This is a genomic window from Brachybacterium sp. ACRRE, from assembly GCF_022346485.1.
Classification (GTDB): domain Bacteria; phylum Actinomycetota; class Actinomycetes; order Actinomycetales; family Dermabacteraceae; genus Brachybacterium; species Brachybacterium halotolerans.
Window position 1 is genome coordinate 25033 of record NZ_JAKRMO010000022.1, and the last position, 15419, is coordinate 40451.

Annotated in this window: 15 protein-coding genes; 5 read left to right on the forward strand and 10 right to left on the reverse strand. The window is 72.4% G+C overall.

The window, feature by feature from the left end; translation table 11 throughout:
- The first annotated feature begins 207 nt into the window (after positions 1-207).
- Both MHY49_RS08345 and MHY49_RS08350 read left to right on the forward strand, forming a co-directional pair.
- Positions 208-1341 carry a phosphatase PAP2 family protein gene (locus MHY49_RS08345; RefSeq protein ID WP_239203553.1) on the forward strand — a complete coding sequence of 378 codons (1134 nt, stop codon included), beginning with the start codon at positions 208-210 and terminating at the stop codon, positions 1339-1341.
- 629 nt (positions 1342-1970) lie between these two features.
- Positions 1971-2393, forward strand: coding sequence for a hypothetical protein (locus MHY49_RS08350; RefSeq protein WP_239203554.1), 423 nt, complete (start codon positions 1971-1973; stop codon positions 2391-2393).
- A 70-nt stretch (positions 2394-2463) separates the two neighbouring features.
- On the opposite strand, the gene MHY49_RS08355 is transcribed toward MHY49_RS08350, so the two are convergent.
- Both MHY49_RS08355 and MHY49_RS08360 read right to left on the reverse strand, forming a co-directional pair.
- On the reverse strand, positions 2464-2889 hold the full coding sequence (locus MHY49_RS08355; RefSeq protein WP_239203555.1) for a hypothetical protein: 426 nt from the start codon (positions 2887-2889) through the stop codon (positions 2464-2466).
- A gap of 61 nt (positions 2890-2950) precedes the next feature.
- Positions 2951-3664: a DUF402 domain-containing protein gene (locus MHY49_RS08360; protein WP_228357082.1), complete on the reverse strand. Its 714-nt coding sequence runs from the start codon at positions 3662-3664 to the stop codon at positions 2951-2953.
- Positions 3665-3754: 90 nt separating this feature from the next.
- Between MHY49_RS08360 and MHY49_RS08365 the strand changes: the two genes are divergently transcribed.
- Positions 3755-4798, forward strand: a complete 1044-nt coding sequence (locus MHY49_RS08365; protein ID WP_239203556.1) for a threo-3-hydroxy-L-aspartate ammonia-lyase — start codon at positions 3755-3757, stop codon at positions 4796-4798.
- Positions 4795-5235, forward strand: coding sequence for a hypothetical protein (locus MHY49_RS08370; protein WP_239203557.1), 441 nt, complete (start codon positions 4795-4797; stop codon positions 5233-5235). Before MHY49_RS08365 ends, MHY49_RS08370 begins: the two co-directional genes overlap by 4 nt.
- 54 nt (positions 5236-5289) lie before the next feature.
- Here the strand turns inward: MHY49_RS08370 and MHY49_RS08375 are convergent, their stop codons facing one another.
- The 5 genes from MHY49_RS08375 to MHY49_RS08395 all read right to left on the reverse strand — a co-directional run bounded on the left by MHY49_RS08375 (position 5290) and on the right by MHY49_RS08395 (position 11279).
- Positions 5290-6462 (reverse strand): cysteine desulfurase family protein, encoded by a 1173-nt coding sequence (locus tag MHY49_RS08375; protein WP_239203558.1) that lies wholly within the window; start codon positions 6460-6462, stop codon positions 5290-5292.
- Positions 6462-7322: a carboxylating nicotinate-nucleotide diphosphorylase gene (gene nadC / locus MHY49_RS08380; RefSeq protein ID WP_239203559.1), complete on the reverse strand. Its 861-nt coding sequence runs from the start codon at positions 7320-7322 to the stop codon at positions 6462-6464. The genes MHY49_RS08375 and nadC overlap by 1 nt, the downstream gene beginning before the upstream one ends.
- The gene (locus MHY49_RS08385; RefSeq protein ID WP_239203560.1) at positions 7316-9097 is read right to left on the reverse strand and encodes an L-aspartate oxidase; all 1782 of its coding nucleotides are present in this window, start codon (positions 9095-9097) and stop codon (positions 7316-7318) included. Before MHY49_RS08385 ends, nadC begins: the two co-directional genes overlap by 7 nt.
- Positions 9094-10521 carry a quinolinate synthase NadA gene (nadA, locus tag MHY49_RS08390; RefSeq protein ID WP_239203561.1) on the reverse strand — a complete coding sequence of 476 codons (1428 nt, stop codon included), beginning with the start codon at positions 10519-10521 and terminating at the stop codon, positions 9094-9096. Before nadA ends, MHY49_RS08385 begins: the two co-directional genes overlap by 4 nt.
- A gap of 62 nt (positions 10522-10583) precedes the next feature.
- Entirely contained in the window at positions 10584-11279 is a 696-nt protein-coding gene (locus MHY49_RS08395; RefSeq protein ID WP_370646059.1) for an NUDIX domain-containing protein, read from the reverse strand.
- 177 nt (positions 11280-11456) lie between these two features.
- Between MHY49_RS08395 and MHY49_RS08400 the strand changes: the two genes are divergently transcribed.
- Positions 11457-11855 carry a VOC family protein gene (locus tag MHY49_RS08400; protein ID WP_239203563.1) on the forward strand — a complete coding sequence of 133 codons (399 nt, stop codon included), beginning with the start codon at positions 11457-11459 and terminating at the stop codon, positions 11853-11855.
- Positions 11856-11889: 34 nt separating this feature from the next.
- On the opposite strand, the gene MHY49_RS08405 is transcribed toward MHY49_RS08400, so the two are convergent.
- The 3 genes from MHY49_RS08405 to MHY49_RS08415 form a co-directional block, all read right to left on the reverse strand.
- Positions 11890-12330 carry a hypothetical protein gene (locus MHY49_RS08405; protein ID WP_239203564.1) on the reverse strand — a complete coding sequence of 147 codons (441 nt, stop codon included), beginning with the start codon at positions 12328-12330 and terminating at the stop codon, positions 11890-11892.
- A gap of 133 nt (positions 12331-12463) precedes the next feature.
- Positions 12464-13804 (reverse strand): acyl-CoA dehydrogenase family protein, encoded by a 1341-nt coding sequence (locus tag MHY49_RS08410; RefSeq protein ID WP_239203565.1) that lies wholly within the window; start codon positions 13802-13804, stop codon positions 12464-12466.
- Complete coding sequence (locus tag MHY49_RS08415; protein WP_239203566.1) at positions 13804-15021, reverse strand: acetyl-CoA C-acetyltransferase; 1218 nt, start codon at positions 15019-15021, stop codon at positions 13804-13806. The genes MHY49_RS08410 and MHY49_RS08415 overlap by 1 nt, the downstream gene beginning before the upstream one ends.
- Positions 15022-15419 lie beyond the last annotated feature (398 nt).

Here is a 15419-nt window from a genome sequence, read left to right on the forward strand (position 1 = left end):
GGAGCTCGATCACGGACGCCCCATGTCCACTCGGATGACGCGACTCGCCGGGCCGGAACCCCTTGAGGTCGTCGGACTTCTGACCGGCACCTCGCCGAAGCCCGTTCACCCGGTCAGCGGGCGCCAAGAGAAATCCTAGGCAACGTTAAAAACAGTCACGAGAATATCCCGATGACCCGAATGCGACGTTGGCCCTACACGTTCGCCGTGGCGCTCTCTCTGCTCATCGGAGCAGCCGCCGTGGTCTCGTCCCTCTACCTCGGTCTCCCTCTGCGGGACCCCGACGGCTTTCTCGGACCCTCTTATGTCCGCCTGCCTCTGCTGGCTCTCGCGTTCATCGGCGGCGGGCTCATCGTGGACGCGGTGAGACGAAGCGGGGTGCGGCACCTCCCCGCCGCAATCGTCGACGTCGCCAAGAAGGAATGGAACGTCCACCGTCTGCTGTGCATCGGCACGGGACTGCTGAGCTTCTATGTCTGCTATGTCGCCTACCGCAACCTCAAGAGCATGCTTCCGGTGTACCGTCGCGGCACTCTCTTCGACCGGCAGCTGCTCCACATCGACTCCTCGCTCACCGAGGGCCACAACCCGGCAGTGATGCTGCACCATCTGCTCGGGACCGACATCGCTGCGAACTTCCTCTCCCTCGCCTACCTGGCCTATCTTCCGCTCGTCCCGATCAGCCTCGGTGCGTTCCTCGTGCTCAGTCGTACGCCTTCCATCGGCGCCTGGTACGCCACGACCCTGTGTCTCAATTGGGTTCTCGGCACCGTCAGCTATTACATCCTGCCGTCGGTCGGCCCGGCGTTCAGCGATCCCGAGGCCTACCGGACACTGCCCGACACCGGAGTCAGCCAGCTCCAGGACTCGCTCATCGCCACGCGCCTCGACTTTCTCAGCAACCCGGTCGGCAGCGACTCCATCCAGGGTGTCGCCGCGTTCGCGTCGCTCCACGTCTCCGTCACCTTCGCCGCAGCGCTGTTCATGAGGCGCACGAATCAGAGGGCAGCCCTCCGAGTGACCGCCTGGACCTTCTTCGGCGTGACGACGGTCGCCACCATCTACTTCGGCTGGCACTACATCCTCGACGACATCTCGGGCATGGGCATCGGCTGGGCCTCGGTGACGCTGGCCGCATGGGCCACCGGCCAACATCGGGCACGACAACGCCCGGTCGGCCTCCCCGCCGACGCCGACCTCGGCGCCAGCGGCCCTGATCCCGCTGGCTCACGGCCAGGCCTCGTCACCGTGCACCCGGGCTTGTCCGCGGAACAGCTCCGTCATCGACCCGCTCCCCGAGCCTCCTTGCACAGCCTCCGGGAAAGAAGCATCGGTGCCTAGGAGCAAGAGTCTCCGCGGCGCTCACGGGTGCTTCCAGAACCGCTGGGGCGCGGGTCCGGTGAATGGCCGGCGTCTTCGCGATCGATAGCGGCTCGAGTCGACCGGTGCGGTCGACGAGCTCGTCGAGGATGCTGGACTTGTCGGCATCGTCGGTGTCTTCACAGTCGAGGTCGTTCTTCTCCTTGTCGCTTCGCCGTTGCTTCATTGTCAGCTCCATGAAGATCACGCGCACTCGTCCTTGATGCCCGGGAGCCGGGGCCACGCTGGTGGCAGAGATCCTCTCCCAGGTCACCGCGGATGGTTGCGGCCTCATCCTGCTGGTCGCGAACACGGGTCCGCGCGTGCTCGGGGTGCTCTCGGGCTTCGCGGCACCCTGAACTTCGGGGCCGTGAACACGCCCTGAGCACCCGAACGGTTGCCGCGTCCTCCACGGTTCCGTACGGTCGAGGAGCGGGCCCGGTCCGCCGCGAAGGGCCCGTACGACCGGGAACAGGGCGCGGCGATCGAGGGGGACCACGATGCCGGCGACGCCGACGACACCGACACCCGAAGACGTGCGGACAGCGCGGACGACGCAGAATTCCGCGGGCGCATCGGCCGAGCGGAGCACGCCTCGGCCCATCCCGCTCGTGCTCACGCTGCTCCAGGCCGTGATGCTCTGCGGCGCCCTCGCGGTGATGATGGTGCTCACCACCGTGACCACGAGCTGGTGGCCGTGGCTGGTCTATGCAGTCCTCATGTACGGAGGGCTCTTCCTCGGAGGGCTCGTTCGGCGCCGTCATCTCGGAGGGCGCGTGACCCGCAGCGGCAGGGTCGTCGCGGTGAGTGCGATCGCGGCGGTCCCGCTGGTGGTGCTCGTGCTCCTCGCGGAGAGCCTCGGATTCACCGCATGGGGGCTCCTCGCCATGCTCGTCGTCTTCGTCGGCTTCACCGCGCTGCTGCGCTTCGACGACGTCGCGTCGCTGCAGCGCGCCCGGGAGGGGCACTTCGTCCAGCCCACTGCGAGGGGTCCGCAGGACGTCGACGGCCCCGCACCCGCCTCCCCGCGCTGAGCGGTTCGCCGCGCCGAGCGGGCACGTCCGTTGCGGATCGGATCGGTCCGACGGATCTCATCGGCCCTGATCAGAGCAGCGCGCGGATCTCGTCGGCGGAGGGATTGCGCAGCACCTGGTCGCCGATGATCACCGTGGGCGTGAGCTCGTCGCCGCCGTTCAGTTCGCGCACGCGTGCGTTCGCCTGCTCGTCCTGCCACACGTTCACCCAGGTCACGCGCGAGTCGCGTCCGAGGCTCAGCAGAAGTCGCTCGCAGTAGACGCAGCCGGGCTTCCACAGCACCAGGGCGCGGCCCGGGGCGATCTGCGCCGATGCCTCGGCCCAGGCGGTGTGGCGTCCGCGCCGGCCCGACCACCAGCCGATCGTGAGCACCACGAGGCAGCCCAGGACGCCGACGAGAGTGCCCGCGGTGAGGCTCTCGACCCCGATCACGATCCCGAGGACGAGCACCGCGAGGAACCCCAGGAGGATGCTCAGCCGCGTGCGCTGGTCCATGGCGCTCTCCTCTCTCGTCGTCGCACCTGCGTCGGCAGCGGCACCGGCCATCGCAGCGGCCTCACGGTCGCAGCTCCTGCCAGCCCTCGGGAAACGTCACGAGTCCCGCGTCGGCCGGAGGGACGAAGGCACCCCAGTCGGCGCCGACCAGACCCTCGCGGCGCTCGAAGATGCCGCGCACCGTCGCCCCCACCTCGGTGATGCGCTCGGCGATCTCGCGGGTCGCGGTGCCGTTGTCCACGAACCATGCCAGCTCGTCCTCGTCCTTCATCGCGACGCGCCAGTCGTCGGTCGCAGGATCGCCCTCGGCGACCACGTCGAGCGCCCAGTCCTGCATGTCGTAGCCGAGCGGGGTGCGCCGCCAGGGCGCCTCGAGGTTCCCGTACCAGCGGGGCGTCCAGTCCGTGCCGTCGTGCCAGCGCCAGATCGACCAGGGCTCGCCCGGTCGGTGCGCGCGCACCACCGTGCTGCCGCGCCACGCGGACAGCTCGTAGGAACCATCCCAGTCGCCCGGCGCGACGAGCCGGCCGTTCGGGCCCGAGCGGGGGCCGCCGCGTCCCGCCATCTCCGAGCCGGGGACGGTCATCATCACGATGAGGTCCTCGGAGTCGTGCAGCACCGTGCCGGCGACGGCGAAGCCCACGGCCGGGCCGGTCTCGGGGAAGTCGCGGACGCTGCGCTGGACGACGTCCGTCCCGGGGGCGTGCGGCGGCACGGGCGGGTCGTAGGGCGCGGTGGGGAGGTCCCCGAAGGGACCGGTGGTCGGTGTCGCCATGGCCCCACCGTACGCAGGGGTCCGACGGCCGGTCCCGTCGGCCGCATAGAGTCGGACGGGACCCGGCCGCAGCAGGAAGAAGGAACCCGCGTGAGCGCACCCACGATCGCCGACGTGCGCGAGGCAGCGCGCCTCCTGGACGGCGTCGCCCATCGCACGCCCGTGCTCACCTCCCGCACGCTCGACGCGCTGACCGGCTGCGAGATGCTGCTGAAGGCGGAGAACCTGCAGCGCGTCGGCGCATTCAAGTTCCGCGGAGCCTTCACGGCGATGAGCGCTCTGGACCCCGGGACGCCCGTGGTCGCGTTCTCCTCCGGCAACCATGCGCAGGCGGTCGCGCTCGCAGCGCGCGAGCAGGGGCGCCGCGCCACCATCGTCATGCCCGAGGACTCCCCGGCCGCGAAGCTCGCGGCGACCCGCGGCTACGGCGCCGAGGTGGTCCTCTACGACCGCTACCGCGAGGACCGCACCGCGATCGCGAGCAGCATCGCCCGGGAGCAGGGCGCGGAGGTCATCCCGCCCTTCGACCATCCGTCGATCATCGCCGGCCAGGGCACCGCGGCCCTCGAGCTGCTCGAGGACGCGGGCGAGCTGGACCTGCTGTTCGTGCCCTGCGGAGGCGGTGGCCTGCTCTCGGGCAGCCTGCTGGCCGCGGCCGACCTCTCCCCCGCCTGCCGCGTGTTCGGCGTGGAGCCGGAGGCCGGGGACGACGTGCGCCGCTCCCTCGACGCCGGCGAGCCGGTGGCCATCGACGTGCCGCGGACCATCGCCGACGGCGCGCAGACCACGCGCGTCGGCGACACGACCTTCGCGATCATCCGGGAGCGCGTGAGCGGCATCCTCACCGCGAGCGACGCCGAGCTCGTCGCCCAGATGCGATTCCTCGCGGCGCGGATGAAGACCGTGGTGGAGCCGACAGGCTGCCTGGGACTCGCCGCCGCCGTCGCGCAGGCACGGGATCTAGCCGGCGACCTCGGCAGACGGCCCCGCGTGGGCGTCATCCTGTCCGGCGGGAACGTGGACCTCGCCCGGTTCGCCGAGCTGTTGGGCGGCGGCGAACCCGTGGGCGACGGCGAACCCGTGGGCGACGGCGAACCGGCGGACGACGCCGACGCTGCAGGAGGAGCGGCATGAATGCGGGCAGGAAGGACACGAGCCCGCGGAAGCCCGCGGCGAGCACGACGGCGCCGCGGAGCGGGGCGACCGGCAGGCCGCTCTGGCCCGGACAGGTGCTCTCCTCGCTGCTGATGGCCGGGGGCGTGCTCATGCCCTACGCGCCGTGGCTGATCACGAACGGCCTGGCGCGGCTGCTGGTGATGTTCGCGCTGCTCGCGGCGGGCCTGCTGATCTACGGGATCGCGATCCGACGCTCCGACCTGCCGCGCACCGGCACGGCTCCCACGCCCATCGCCTCGCGGATGATCTTCCTGGGGGTCATCGGTCTGACGCTGCTGTCCTCGCTGATCATCGAGAGCATCCACGCGCCCCTGTGGATCCCGCTGCTGATCGTGGTGGCGGCGCTGCTGTTCCTGGCCTTCCACCTCGACGCGAGGTCGCGGACCCAGGGATGAGGCGATCGCGGGCAGAGGCACGAGGGCGGGACGGACCGCCCTGGGGACGCGTCCTCACCGCTCCCGCAGCACCGACTCCACCGCCGCGGTCGCGGCCTCCAGGGTCTGCGCGTCCGCACTGCGGGGGAAGCTGAAGCGCACGGCCGTCTGCGCCACCTCCCGCGGGACGCCCAGGGCCGTGAGCACATGCGAGGGCTCGTCGCTGCCGGCCGCGCACGCCGAGCCGCTCGACGCGATGACGCCGTGCTCCTCGAGATCGAGCAGCACCGACTCGCCGCTGGTCCCGGGGAAGCAGAACGACGCGTGTCCCGGCAGGCGGCGGGCCGGCGGAGTCGCGGGCGTGCCCGACGACTGACCCTCCCCCGCAGCACCGACCGTCGGCCCCGTGACCAGCGCTCCCTCGCAGGCGCCGAGGACGCGTGCGATGAAGGCGTCGCGCAGGGGCGCGAGCCGGATCGCCGTCTCCTCGCGCTCGGACTCGGCGAGCTCGAGCGCCGTCGCGAGCGCGACCGCGAAGGCGACGTTCTCGGTGCCCGAGCGTCGGCCGGCCTCCTGCCCGCCGCCGTGGACGAGGGGTTCGAGGCGCAGGCGGCCGCGGATGATCGCGGCGCCGATCCCCTTGGGCGCGCCGAGCTTGTGGCCCGAGAAGGTCAGCGCGTCCGCGCCGAGCCCGCGCAGGTCGAGCCAGCCGGCCGCCTGGACGGCGTCGGTGTGCAGGAGGGCGCCGACCCGGTGCGCCTCCTCGGCGAGCGCGGGCACGTCCGAGACGGCTCCCACCTCGTTGTTCGCGTACGCGAGGGAGACCAGGGTCGTGTCCGCACGCAGCTCCTCGCGCAGGGCCTCGGGAGTGATCGTCCCGTCGGCCGACGGGGTCACGAAGGAGACCTCGAAGCCGTGCACGCGCCGCAGGTGATCGATGCTGCCGAGGACGGCCTCGTGCTCGATGGGCGAGGTGACCAGGTGCTTCCCTCGCGGGTTCGCCAGGGCCAGCCCCTTGATCGCGAGGTTCGCGGCCTCGCTGCCCCCGCTGGTGAAGGTGACGTCGCTGCGGCGAGCACCCAGCACGGCCGCGACCCGGGAGCGGGCGTCGGCGAGCCCCGCGGCGGCGGCCTCCCCCGCGCTGTGATGGCTCGAGGGATTGCCGAACACTCCGGTCAGGTAGGGCCACGCGGCCTCGAGAGCCTCGCGTCGCACCGCGTCGGTCGCGGCGGCGTCGAGATACAGCATCACCGGGCGGCGCTCACCGTCGCATCGAGCCCCAGGTCGAGGCTGCGCACCGAATGGGTGAGGGCGCCGGAGGAGATCACGTCGACGCCCGTGCGGGCGATGTCCCCGACGGTCTCAAGAGTGACGTTGCCGCTGGCCTCGACGATGGCCCGGCCGTCGACGATCTCCACACCGCGCTCAAGGTCGGCGAGCGAGAAGTTGTCGAGCATGATGACGTCGACGCCGCCGGCGAGGACGGGCTCGATCTGGTCGATGCGGTCCACCTCGACCTCCAGCCGCGTCATGTGCCCGAGGCGCTCGCGGGCGGCGCGGATCGCCTCGGTGAGGTCGAGGCCCTGGCTGCGCAGCACCGCGAGGTGGTTGTCCTTGGCCATCACGCCGTCGGAGAGGGAGAAGCGGTGGTTCACGCCGCCGCCGCAGCGCACCGCATGGCGCTCGAGGGCGCGCAGGCCGGGGGTGGTCTTGCGGGTGTCGGTGATGCGCGCATCGGTCCCCTCGACCTCGTCGACGAAGGCGCGGGTGAGCGTCGCGATGCCGGACATGCGCTGGGCGAAGTTCAGGGCGATCCGCTCGGCCTGGAGGACGGCGCGCGCGGGACCCTCGATCTCGGCGAGCACCTGGCCGGCGACGAAGGATTCCCCGTCGACCGCATGCGCGGTGACCTGGACCGACGCGTCCGTGAGCCGGAAGGTGGTGCGGACCACGTCGATGCCGGCGAGCACCCCGGCCTCGCGGGCGGTGAGCTGCGCCGCGGCGCGGGCGTCCGCGGGGAGGAAGGCCTCGCAGGTGGCGTCGCCCCAGGGCGCGTCCTCGGCGAGCGCCGCGGAGACGACGCGGTCGATGTGGGCGGTGGTCAGCATGCGGGGACCTCCTGGAGGGCTCGGGTGGCGGGGGCGGGATCGGGAGAGGCCGACGGGGCAGGAGCTGACGGCGCAGGGATCGTCGAGTGCTGGGCCATCGTGTCCGCGGCCGACGGATCGTCGAGCCGGTGGTGGGCACCGGCGGAAGCCGTGCGGGCGCGGGCCGCCGCGACCGTGAGGCGGGCGAGATGCAGGAGGTTGCGATCCTCGACCGCGGCCACGGTGCTGGGCGTCGGGGCGGACCAGCCGTCCAGGACCCGGGCGGCGTGCGCGAGCTGGTCGCCCGTGCGCAGCAGCCCCACGCGCTCCCACATGAGCTCCTGCAGGTCGTGGCGTGTCCATGCGGGCCCCGCTGCAGGCACCGCGGCGAGCGCCGCGGTGCCTGCAGCGGGTGCTGCGTGGGAGTCAGCGCGCGCCCCAACAGCCGACCCAGCGGCCTCGACGGCCGCGGTCTCTCCGGCGCGCGCACCGAAGACGGCGCCTTCGAGCAGCGAGTTCGAGGCCAAGCGGTTCGCGCCGTGCACACCGGTGCAGGCGCACTCCCCCGCGGCGAACAGGCCCGGGAGGCTCGTGCGCCCGTCGAGGTCGGTGCGGATCCCGCCCATCGCGTAGTGGGCGGCCGGGGTCACCGGGATCGGCCGGGACGCCCAGTCGAGCCCCGCTGCGTGCACGGCGGCATCGATGGTCGGGAAGCGTCGGGAGAGCTCGGCACGGCCGATGTCCCTCGCGTCCAGCAGCACGGGGTGCCCGTGCTGGGAGGCCATGACGCGGGCGATGGCCCGGGCGACGACATCGCGGGGAGAGAGTTCGGCGCGCGGGTCGATGTCGAGCATGAACCGCAGGCCCTCGACATCGCGCAGGACGGCGCCCTCTCCGCGCACGGCCTCGGAGACGAGGAAGGCGCTGCCGGTGAGGGCCGTGGGGTGGAACTGCACGAACTCGAGATCGGCGACGCGCGCGCCCGCGCGCCAGGCGGCGGCGACTCCGTCCCCCGTGGCGACCTCGGGGTTCGTGGTGTGGGAGAAGAGCTGTCCGGCGCCGCCGGTCGCGAGGACCACCGCGTCCGCGCGGACCTCGAGTGGGGTCCCGTCGGCACCGAGGAACGTGGCGCCGACGACGCGGGGCGCGCGCTCGTGCCCGTGCCCGCGCTCGCAATAGTTCGCGGACTGATACTCCTCGTCCCGCGGACCGGGACAAGACGTTCCCGCGGGAACGTCGTGGGTGTCAGAAACCCGTGCGGCGCCGTGACCGGACCGGGCACTGCTCGGCGCGGAAACCAGCAGATCGATGAGCGCCGTCTGCTCGAGCACCTCGATCGGTGCGCGTCGGACGGAGCCGACCAGGGCATCCTCGATCGCCCGACCGGTCGCATCCCCTCCGGCGTGCAGGATGCGGGGCCGCGAGTGCGCGCCCTCCAGGCCCATCGCGTACGGGAGGTCGGGGTCCTCGGCGTCCCCCTCGACCCGGTCGAAGACGACTCCGAGGTCGATGAGCTCGCGGATCCGGTCCGGCCCCTCCTCGCAGAGCACGCGCACGGCGTCCTCGAGGCACAGCCCCGCCCCCGCGAGGTGCGTGTCGGCGGCGTGCTGCGCGGGCGAGTCCTGCGGGGCCAGGGCTCCGGCGATGCCGCCCTGGGCCTTCGCGGTCGCCGAGTCGTCGATCGCTCCCTTGGTCACGAGCACCACGCGGCAGGTGCGGGCGACGCGCCGGGCGGCCGTCAGTCCCGCGATGCCCGAGCCGACGACGAGCACGTCGGCCCGCAGGACGCGGGTCATGCGCGCGCCGCGCCGGACGGAGTGCCGGTCGCTGCTGCGGACGCGCCGGTCGCTGAGGCTGCTCCGGTCGCTCCGGTCGTTCCGCCGCTGACGGCCCCCGGCTTCGCGGCGAGCATGCGCTCGAGGGCGAGGCGGGCGGGATCGGCGACGTCGGGGCCGACGGTGATGCGGTTGATGACCTCGCCCTCGAGCAGGGACTCGAGGGCCCAGGCGAGGTAGCCGGGGTGGATGCGGTACATCGTCGAGCACGGGCACACCACAGGATCCAGGCAGAAGATCGTGTGCTGCGGATGCTGGGCGGCCAGGCGCTGGACGAGGTTGATCTCGGTGCCGATCGCGAAGGTCGTGGGCTCCTCGGCCGCCTCGATGGCCTTGCGGATGTAGTCCGTGGAGCCGGCCTCGTCGGCCGCGTCGACGACGGGCATCGGGCACTCGGGGTGGACGATCACGCGCACACCGGGATGCTCCGCGCGGGCCTTGTCGATCTGGGCGGTGGTGAAGCGCTTGTGGACCGAGCAGAAGCCGTGCCAGAGCACGACCCGGGCGTCGCGCAGGGTCTGCTCGTCGTTGCCGCCGAGCGGGCTGCGCGGGTTCCACATCGGCATCTGCTCGAGCGGGATCCCCATCGCCTTCGCGGTGTTGCGACCCAGGTGCTGATCGGGGAAGAACAGCACGCGTCGGCCGCGTGCGAAGGCCCACTCGAGCACGGTCGCCGCGTTCGAGGAGGTGCACACGATCCCGCCGTGGCGGCCCACGAAGCCCTTGATCGCCGCGGAGGAGTTCATGTAGGTCACGGGAATGACCGGGGCGAGGACGTCGTCCCCGTCGGCCGCGCCCGCTCCATCGGCGGCGCCCGACGCGTCCGTCCCGCCGAGCTCCTCGGCATAGACCTCCATGAGCTGCTCCCAGCACTCCTCAACCTGGTCGATATCGGCCATGTCGGCCATCGAGCAGCCGGCGGCGAGGTTCGGCAGGATGACCGCCTGCTCGGGGCCGGAGAGGAGGTCGGCGGTCTCTGCCATGAAGTGCACCCCGCAGAAGATGATCGCCTCCGCCTCGCGGCGGGCCTTCGCGGCGTTCGCGAGCTGGAACGAATCGCCCACGTAGTCGGCGTACTGCACGACCTCGTCGCGCTGGTAGAAGTGGCCGAGGACCACGACCCTGTCCCCCAGCTCGGCCTTCGCGGCGCGGATGCGCCGGTCGAGCTCCTCGCGGCTCGCCTGCCGATAGCGCTCGGGGATGCCGCCCTGGCGGGGCGCGGCGCCGGGGATCGGGTCGGCCTGGGAGGCGCCGGGGCCGTATGTCGAGGGCCCGGCGTCCACGTCCCACGGCGCGTCCAGCAGCGCGGTCGAGCAGGTGCTGCCGCGGGCGGCGCCCGTCGAGATGTCGCGGATGGTGAGGTCAACCGAGGCGGTGGTGGTCATCGGGTTCTCCAGGGTGTGCGGTGGGGCGATGGGGCGATGAGTGCTGGGGCGATGGGTTCTGGTCAGAGGCCGGTGAGGGGGCCGTTGTCGGCGAGGTGGATGGACTCGTCGTGGCGGAAGAGCTGCGCGGGGCGGTGACGGCCGCCGGCGCGGTACTCGCCCGTGGGGACGAGTCGTCCGCTCGCCTCCATCTGACGACGGAAGTTCGCGGGGTCCAGGCGCCGGCGAAGCACGGCCTCGTGGACGGCGCGCAGCTCGGCGAGGGTGAAGGTCTCCCCCAGGAAGGCCGCGGCGATGCGGGAGTACTCGACCTTGTTGCGCAGTCGCCACAGCGCGTACTCGACGATGAGCGAGTGGTCGAAGGCGAGCTCGGGCAGCTCGTCCGCGACGAACCAGCGCACGTTGACCGACTCGAGGCTCGCGTCGGCCTCCTCGGAGCGCACCAGCGCCCAGTAGATGACCGAGACGGTGCGATCCGCGGCCGACGGCGCGCGGTCCAGGCTCCCGAAGGCGTAGAGCTGCTCGAGGTAGCGCGGGGTGAGCCGCGTGGTCTCCCGCAGCGTCCGGCCCGCCGATGCCGCGAGGCCCTCGCTGGCGCCTAGCGGACCTCCGGGAAGTGCCCATTTCCCCTGGTGGGGGTCGCGGATGCGGCGCACGAGCGGGACCCAGAGCACCGGCAGACGGGTGCTGGGATGGGGGCGCAGCGCGAAGATCACCGTCGAGACGGCGAGGGAGACGGGATCGGCCACAGCGGTCACCTCCAGTTAAAGTCACGCGGACCTTTACGGTTGCGGAGACCTTATGGTCGCGATGACCCGAACACGGGCGCTGTGACGAGGAGCTGTGACCGCCGTCACCGGTCAGGTGACTCTAAGTCGGGGCCCGTCGACGGCAATCCCCTTGCCGCCCACGCATCCCCGGCGTTCGATGGGGCCATGACGAGCTATGTCTCCCATACGTCCATCGACTGCGCGAACGCGTTCGCGCTCTCGGAGTTCTGGAAGAAGGTGCTCGGGTACGTCGACGATCCCGAGGACCCGAACTTCCCGGGCCACGAGGAGTGCGCGATCCACGATCCCGCGACCGGCCACACCCTGCTGTTCCTCGAGGTGCCCGAGGCGAAGTCCATCAAGAATCGCCTGCACCTGGACCTCCGTCCGCGCCGTGACACGCAGGATCAGGAGCTGGCGCACCTGCTCGAGCTGGGCGCGACGCAGGTGGCCGATCTGCGCGGCATCCACGGTCCCGGCAGCGGCTGGGTGGTCCTGGCCGATCCCGAGGGGAACGAGTTCTGCATCCTGCACTCGGACGAGGAGATCGCCGCGATGCGGTGACCGGGCGGCGCGGTGTCCGGGCGCTGCAATCGCCTCAGTCCTGCCGACGGGGCTTCCAGGTCTCCCACCAGTGCCGGCGGTAGGCGCGCTCTTCGCGGTGCGCGGCGGCGTCCATGTACGCGGAGTACGCCGCGTCGTAGAGGGAGGCAGGCAGGGTGAGGTCGGCGCGCGCCACGCCCCTCGCGCGCAGCTGCGCACCCAGGATCCCCGGGATCTGGCGCATGCCGAGGCCGCGACCGGGGACCGCTCGGCGGATCCGTGCGCCCTCGGCGGTGAGCTGCATCCCCCAGTCCGCGTCGACCGTGGCGAGGCCGGTGCCCACGAGGACGGCGGCTGCGCTCTCGATCCGCTCGCGGGAGGGGAGGTCGGTCTGCAGCATGTCCCACCCCGAGAGCAGGGACTGGGTGACGAGCCTCGGACGCTTCTCGTCCAGCAGCGCCATCAGGGTGGCGGCGTCGTCGACATCGAAGTCCATGGCGGCAGTATCCCGCGGTCCGACGGGCCCGCACCCGCCCCCGTGCGTCGACCCACGCCCTCGTGCGCCGGCCCACGCCCTCGCGCGTCGACCCTCGGACCGGCCCGCCCCCTCGCGCGGGCCGGTCATCGCGTCACACGAAGGCGCTGACCCCGGTCACCTTCCGGCCCACGATGAGCGACTGCATGGTGTCGGTGCCCTCGTAGGTGTGGAGGGCCTCGATGTCGCTGCGGTGGCGCACCACGCGGTTCTCGAGCAGGATCCCGGAGCCGCCCAGCAGGTCGCGGGCGTTCGAGGCGATCTCTCGCGCGGCGCGGGTGTTGTGCACCTTGGCGAGCGACGCCTGCTCGGGGCTGATCGCTCCCGCGGTCTCGAGCTCGGCGAGGCGGGTGCAGTACAGCTGCATGGAGGTGAGGGTCTGCAGCATGTCCGCCAGGCGCACCTGCACGTTCTGCGCCTTGGCGAGGGGCCGGCCGAACTGGATGCGGGTGCGCGCGTGCTCGAGGGCGGCCTCGTAGCAGGCGGTGGCGTGCCCGAGGGCGCCCCAGGCGACGCCCGCGCGGGTCGCGAAGAGGACCTTCGAGGTGTCCTTGAAGGAGCGCGCGCCGGGCAGGCGCGCATCCAGCCCCACGCGCACGTCGTCCAGGCGGATGTGCGCCTGGTGGATGGCGCGCAGGGCGACCTTGCCGGTGATGACCTCGGCCTCGTAGCCGGGGAGGTCCTGGGCGACGAGGAACCCGGAGACCTGGCCGTGCAGCGTCTCGTCGCTCGGGTCGTCGACGCGCGCCCAGACCACGGAGACGTGGCCGTTCACGCCGTTGCCGATCCAGCGCTTCTGGCCGCTGAGCACCCACTGATCGCCGTCGCGACGGGCGGTGGTCTCGAGCGAGACGGAGTCGGAGCCGTGGTCGGGCTCGGTGAGGGCGAAGGCGCCGAACTCGCGGCCGGCGACCAGGGGCTCGACCCAGCGCTCCTTCTGCGCATCGGAGCCCAGCAGCACGATCGAGCGCAGGGCGAGACCGCCCTGGACGCCCACCATGGTGCCGAGCGACCCGTCGATCCGGGAGAGCTCCATGTTCACCAGGCCCGCCGCGAGCGGGCTGAGCGCGCGGTGCCCGGGGACGTCGAGCCCGTCGGTGAGCAGGTCGAGGTCGCCGAGCTTCGCGATCAGCTCGGTCGGGTACTCGGCGCGATCCCATGCCTCGTTCAGGCGCTCGAGGTCCTCCGCGAGGCGGCGTGCGTCGGCCCAAGCCCGCAGATCCTCTCCGGCGACGTGCTGGAAGAGGGCGAAGTGGTCGGCCTCGATCGGCAGCAGCTCGGCCGGAGTCGCGGCGGTCGGGTCGGGGGCCGAGACGACGGGGCCGGGGCCGATGCCGGTCGCGGCGTCGCCGGCGCGCTCGGAGCGGGCGGCGCCCGCGTCGGTGCTCGGGGCCGGAGGGGTCTGGGGCTGGCCGGGGTGGTCGGTCGTGGTCATCAGGACATCCTCTCGAGGATCAGGGCCATGCCCTGGCCACCGCCGACGCACAGCGTGGCCAGGCCCAGCGCGCCGTCGCGCTCCTGCAGGCCGTGGATGAGGGTGGTGGTCATGCGGGCGCCGGTCTGGCCCCAGGGGTGGCCGAGCGCGATCGCGCCGCCGTGGACGTTGAGCTTGTCGTGGTCGATGCCGAGGTCGTCGGCGGAGGGGATGACCTGGGCGGCGAAGGCCTCGTTGAGCTCGACGAGGTCGATGTCGCCGATGCTCATGCCGGCGAGGTCGAGGGCGCGGCGGGTGGCCTCGACGGGGCCGAGGCCCATGATCTCCGGACTGAGACCGGAGACGCCGGTGGAGACGACCCGCGCGAGCGGGGTGAGGCCGAGCTCGCGGGCGCGCTCGTCGGACATGACGACGAGCGCCGCGGCGCCGTCGTTCAGCGGGCAGCAGTTGCCCGCCGTGATCGTCCCGCCGGGACGGAAGACGGGGTCGAGCTGGGAGACGGACTCGTAGGTGACGCCCGCGCGCGGGGAGTCGTCGGCGGAGACGACGGTGCCGTCGGGCAGGGTGACCGGCGTGATGTCGCGGTCGAAGAATCCGGAGGCGATGGCCGCCTCGGCGCGGTTCTGCGAGCGCACGGCGAACTCGTCCTGCGCCTCGCGGGTGATGCCGCGCAGCTCGGCGACGTTCTCGGCGGTCTGGCCCATGAGGATGTACGGGTCGGGCAGGTCGCCGTCCTCCCGCGGGTCGTGCCACGGGGCGGGGATCTCGCGGCTCGCGCGCTTGTCGGTGCGCTCCCAGGCGTCGCGGAACAGCGGGTCGCGGTCGTCCTCCTCCATGAGCTTCCCGCTGCTCATGGAGATGGACTCGACGCCGGCGGAGATCACGGCGTGCGCCTCGCCCGCGCGGATCGCGTGGAAGGCGGTGCGGGTGGTCTGGATGCTCGAGGCGCAGAAGCGGGTGACGGTGGCGCCGGGCACGGTGTCCAGGCCCAGGCGGATGGCGACGGTGCGGGCGAGGTTGCCGCCCTGGTAGCCCTCGGGGATCGCGCAGCCCAGCTGCAGATCGTCGATGGTGGCGGGGTCGAGGCCGGGGGCCTGTTCGAGGGCCGCCCCGATCATCTGCCCGGCGAGGTCGTCGGGGCGGATCGAGATGAGAGAGCCCTTGCGGGCGCGGCCGATGGGCGAGCGGGCAGCGGCGACGATGACGGCCTCGGGCACGGTGTCTCCTTCGACGGGTGTGGGGGCGCCGGCCCCGGGTCCGACGGAGGTGCCGCGCGCAGGCGCACCGCAGAACGGATACCGATACCGACCGTTCCTGATACTAACGGTTTCAGGTACCTGTGCCAATCAGCGCGATCGAGGCGGGGCCGGGCGGAGCGGGACGACGCGCGGGCCGCTCATCCGGTCGACGAACTCGGCCCCGCGCCGACGGACCCCCTCCGTCGCGCGGAGCCGATCGTCCGCTCCCCACCGGGCATCAGCCCGATCCCCCGTGGGGGCACCTCGAACACTAGGTCCGACCACCGACATCCGACCATGGGGAGAAGTCCCCATCGACGCTGGTCATGGCCGAGACCCGCCGGACCGGGGCCGCGGACGCCCCCGGGGACGCCGGG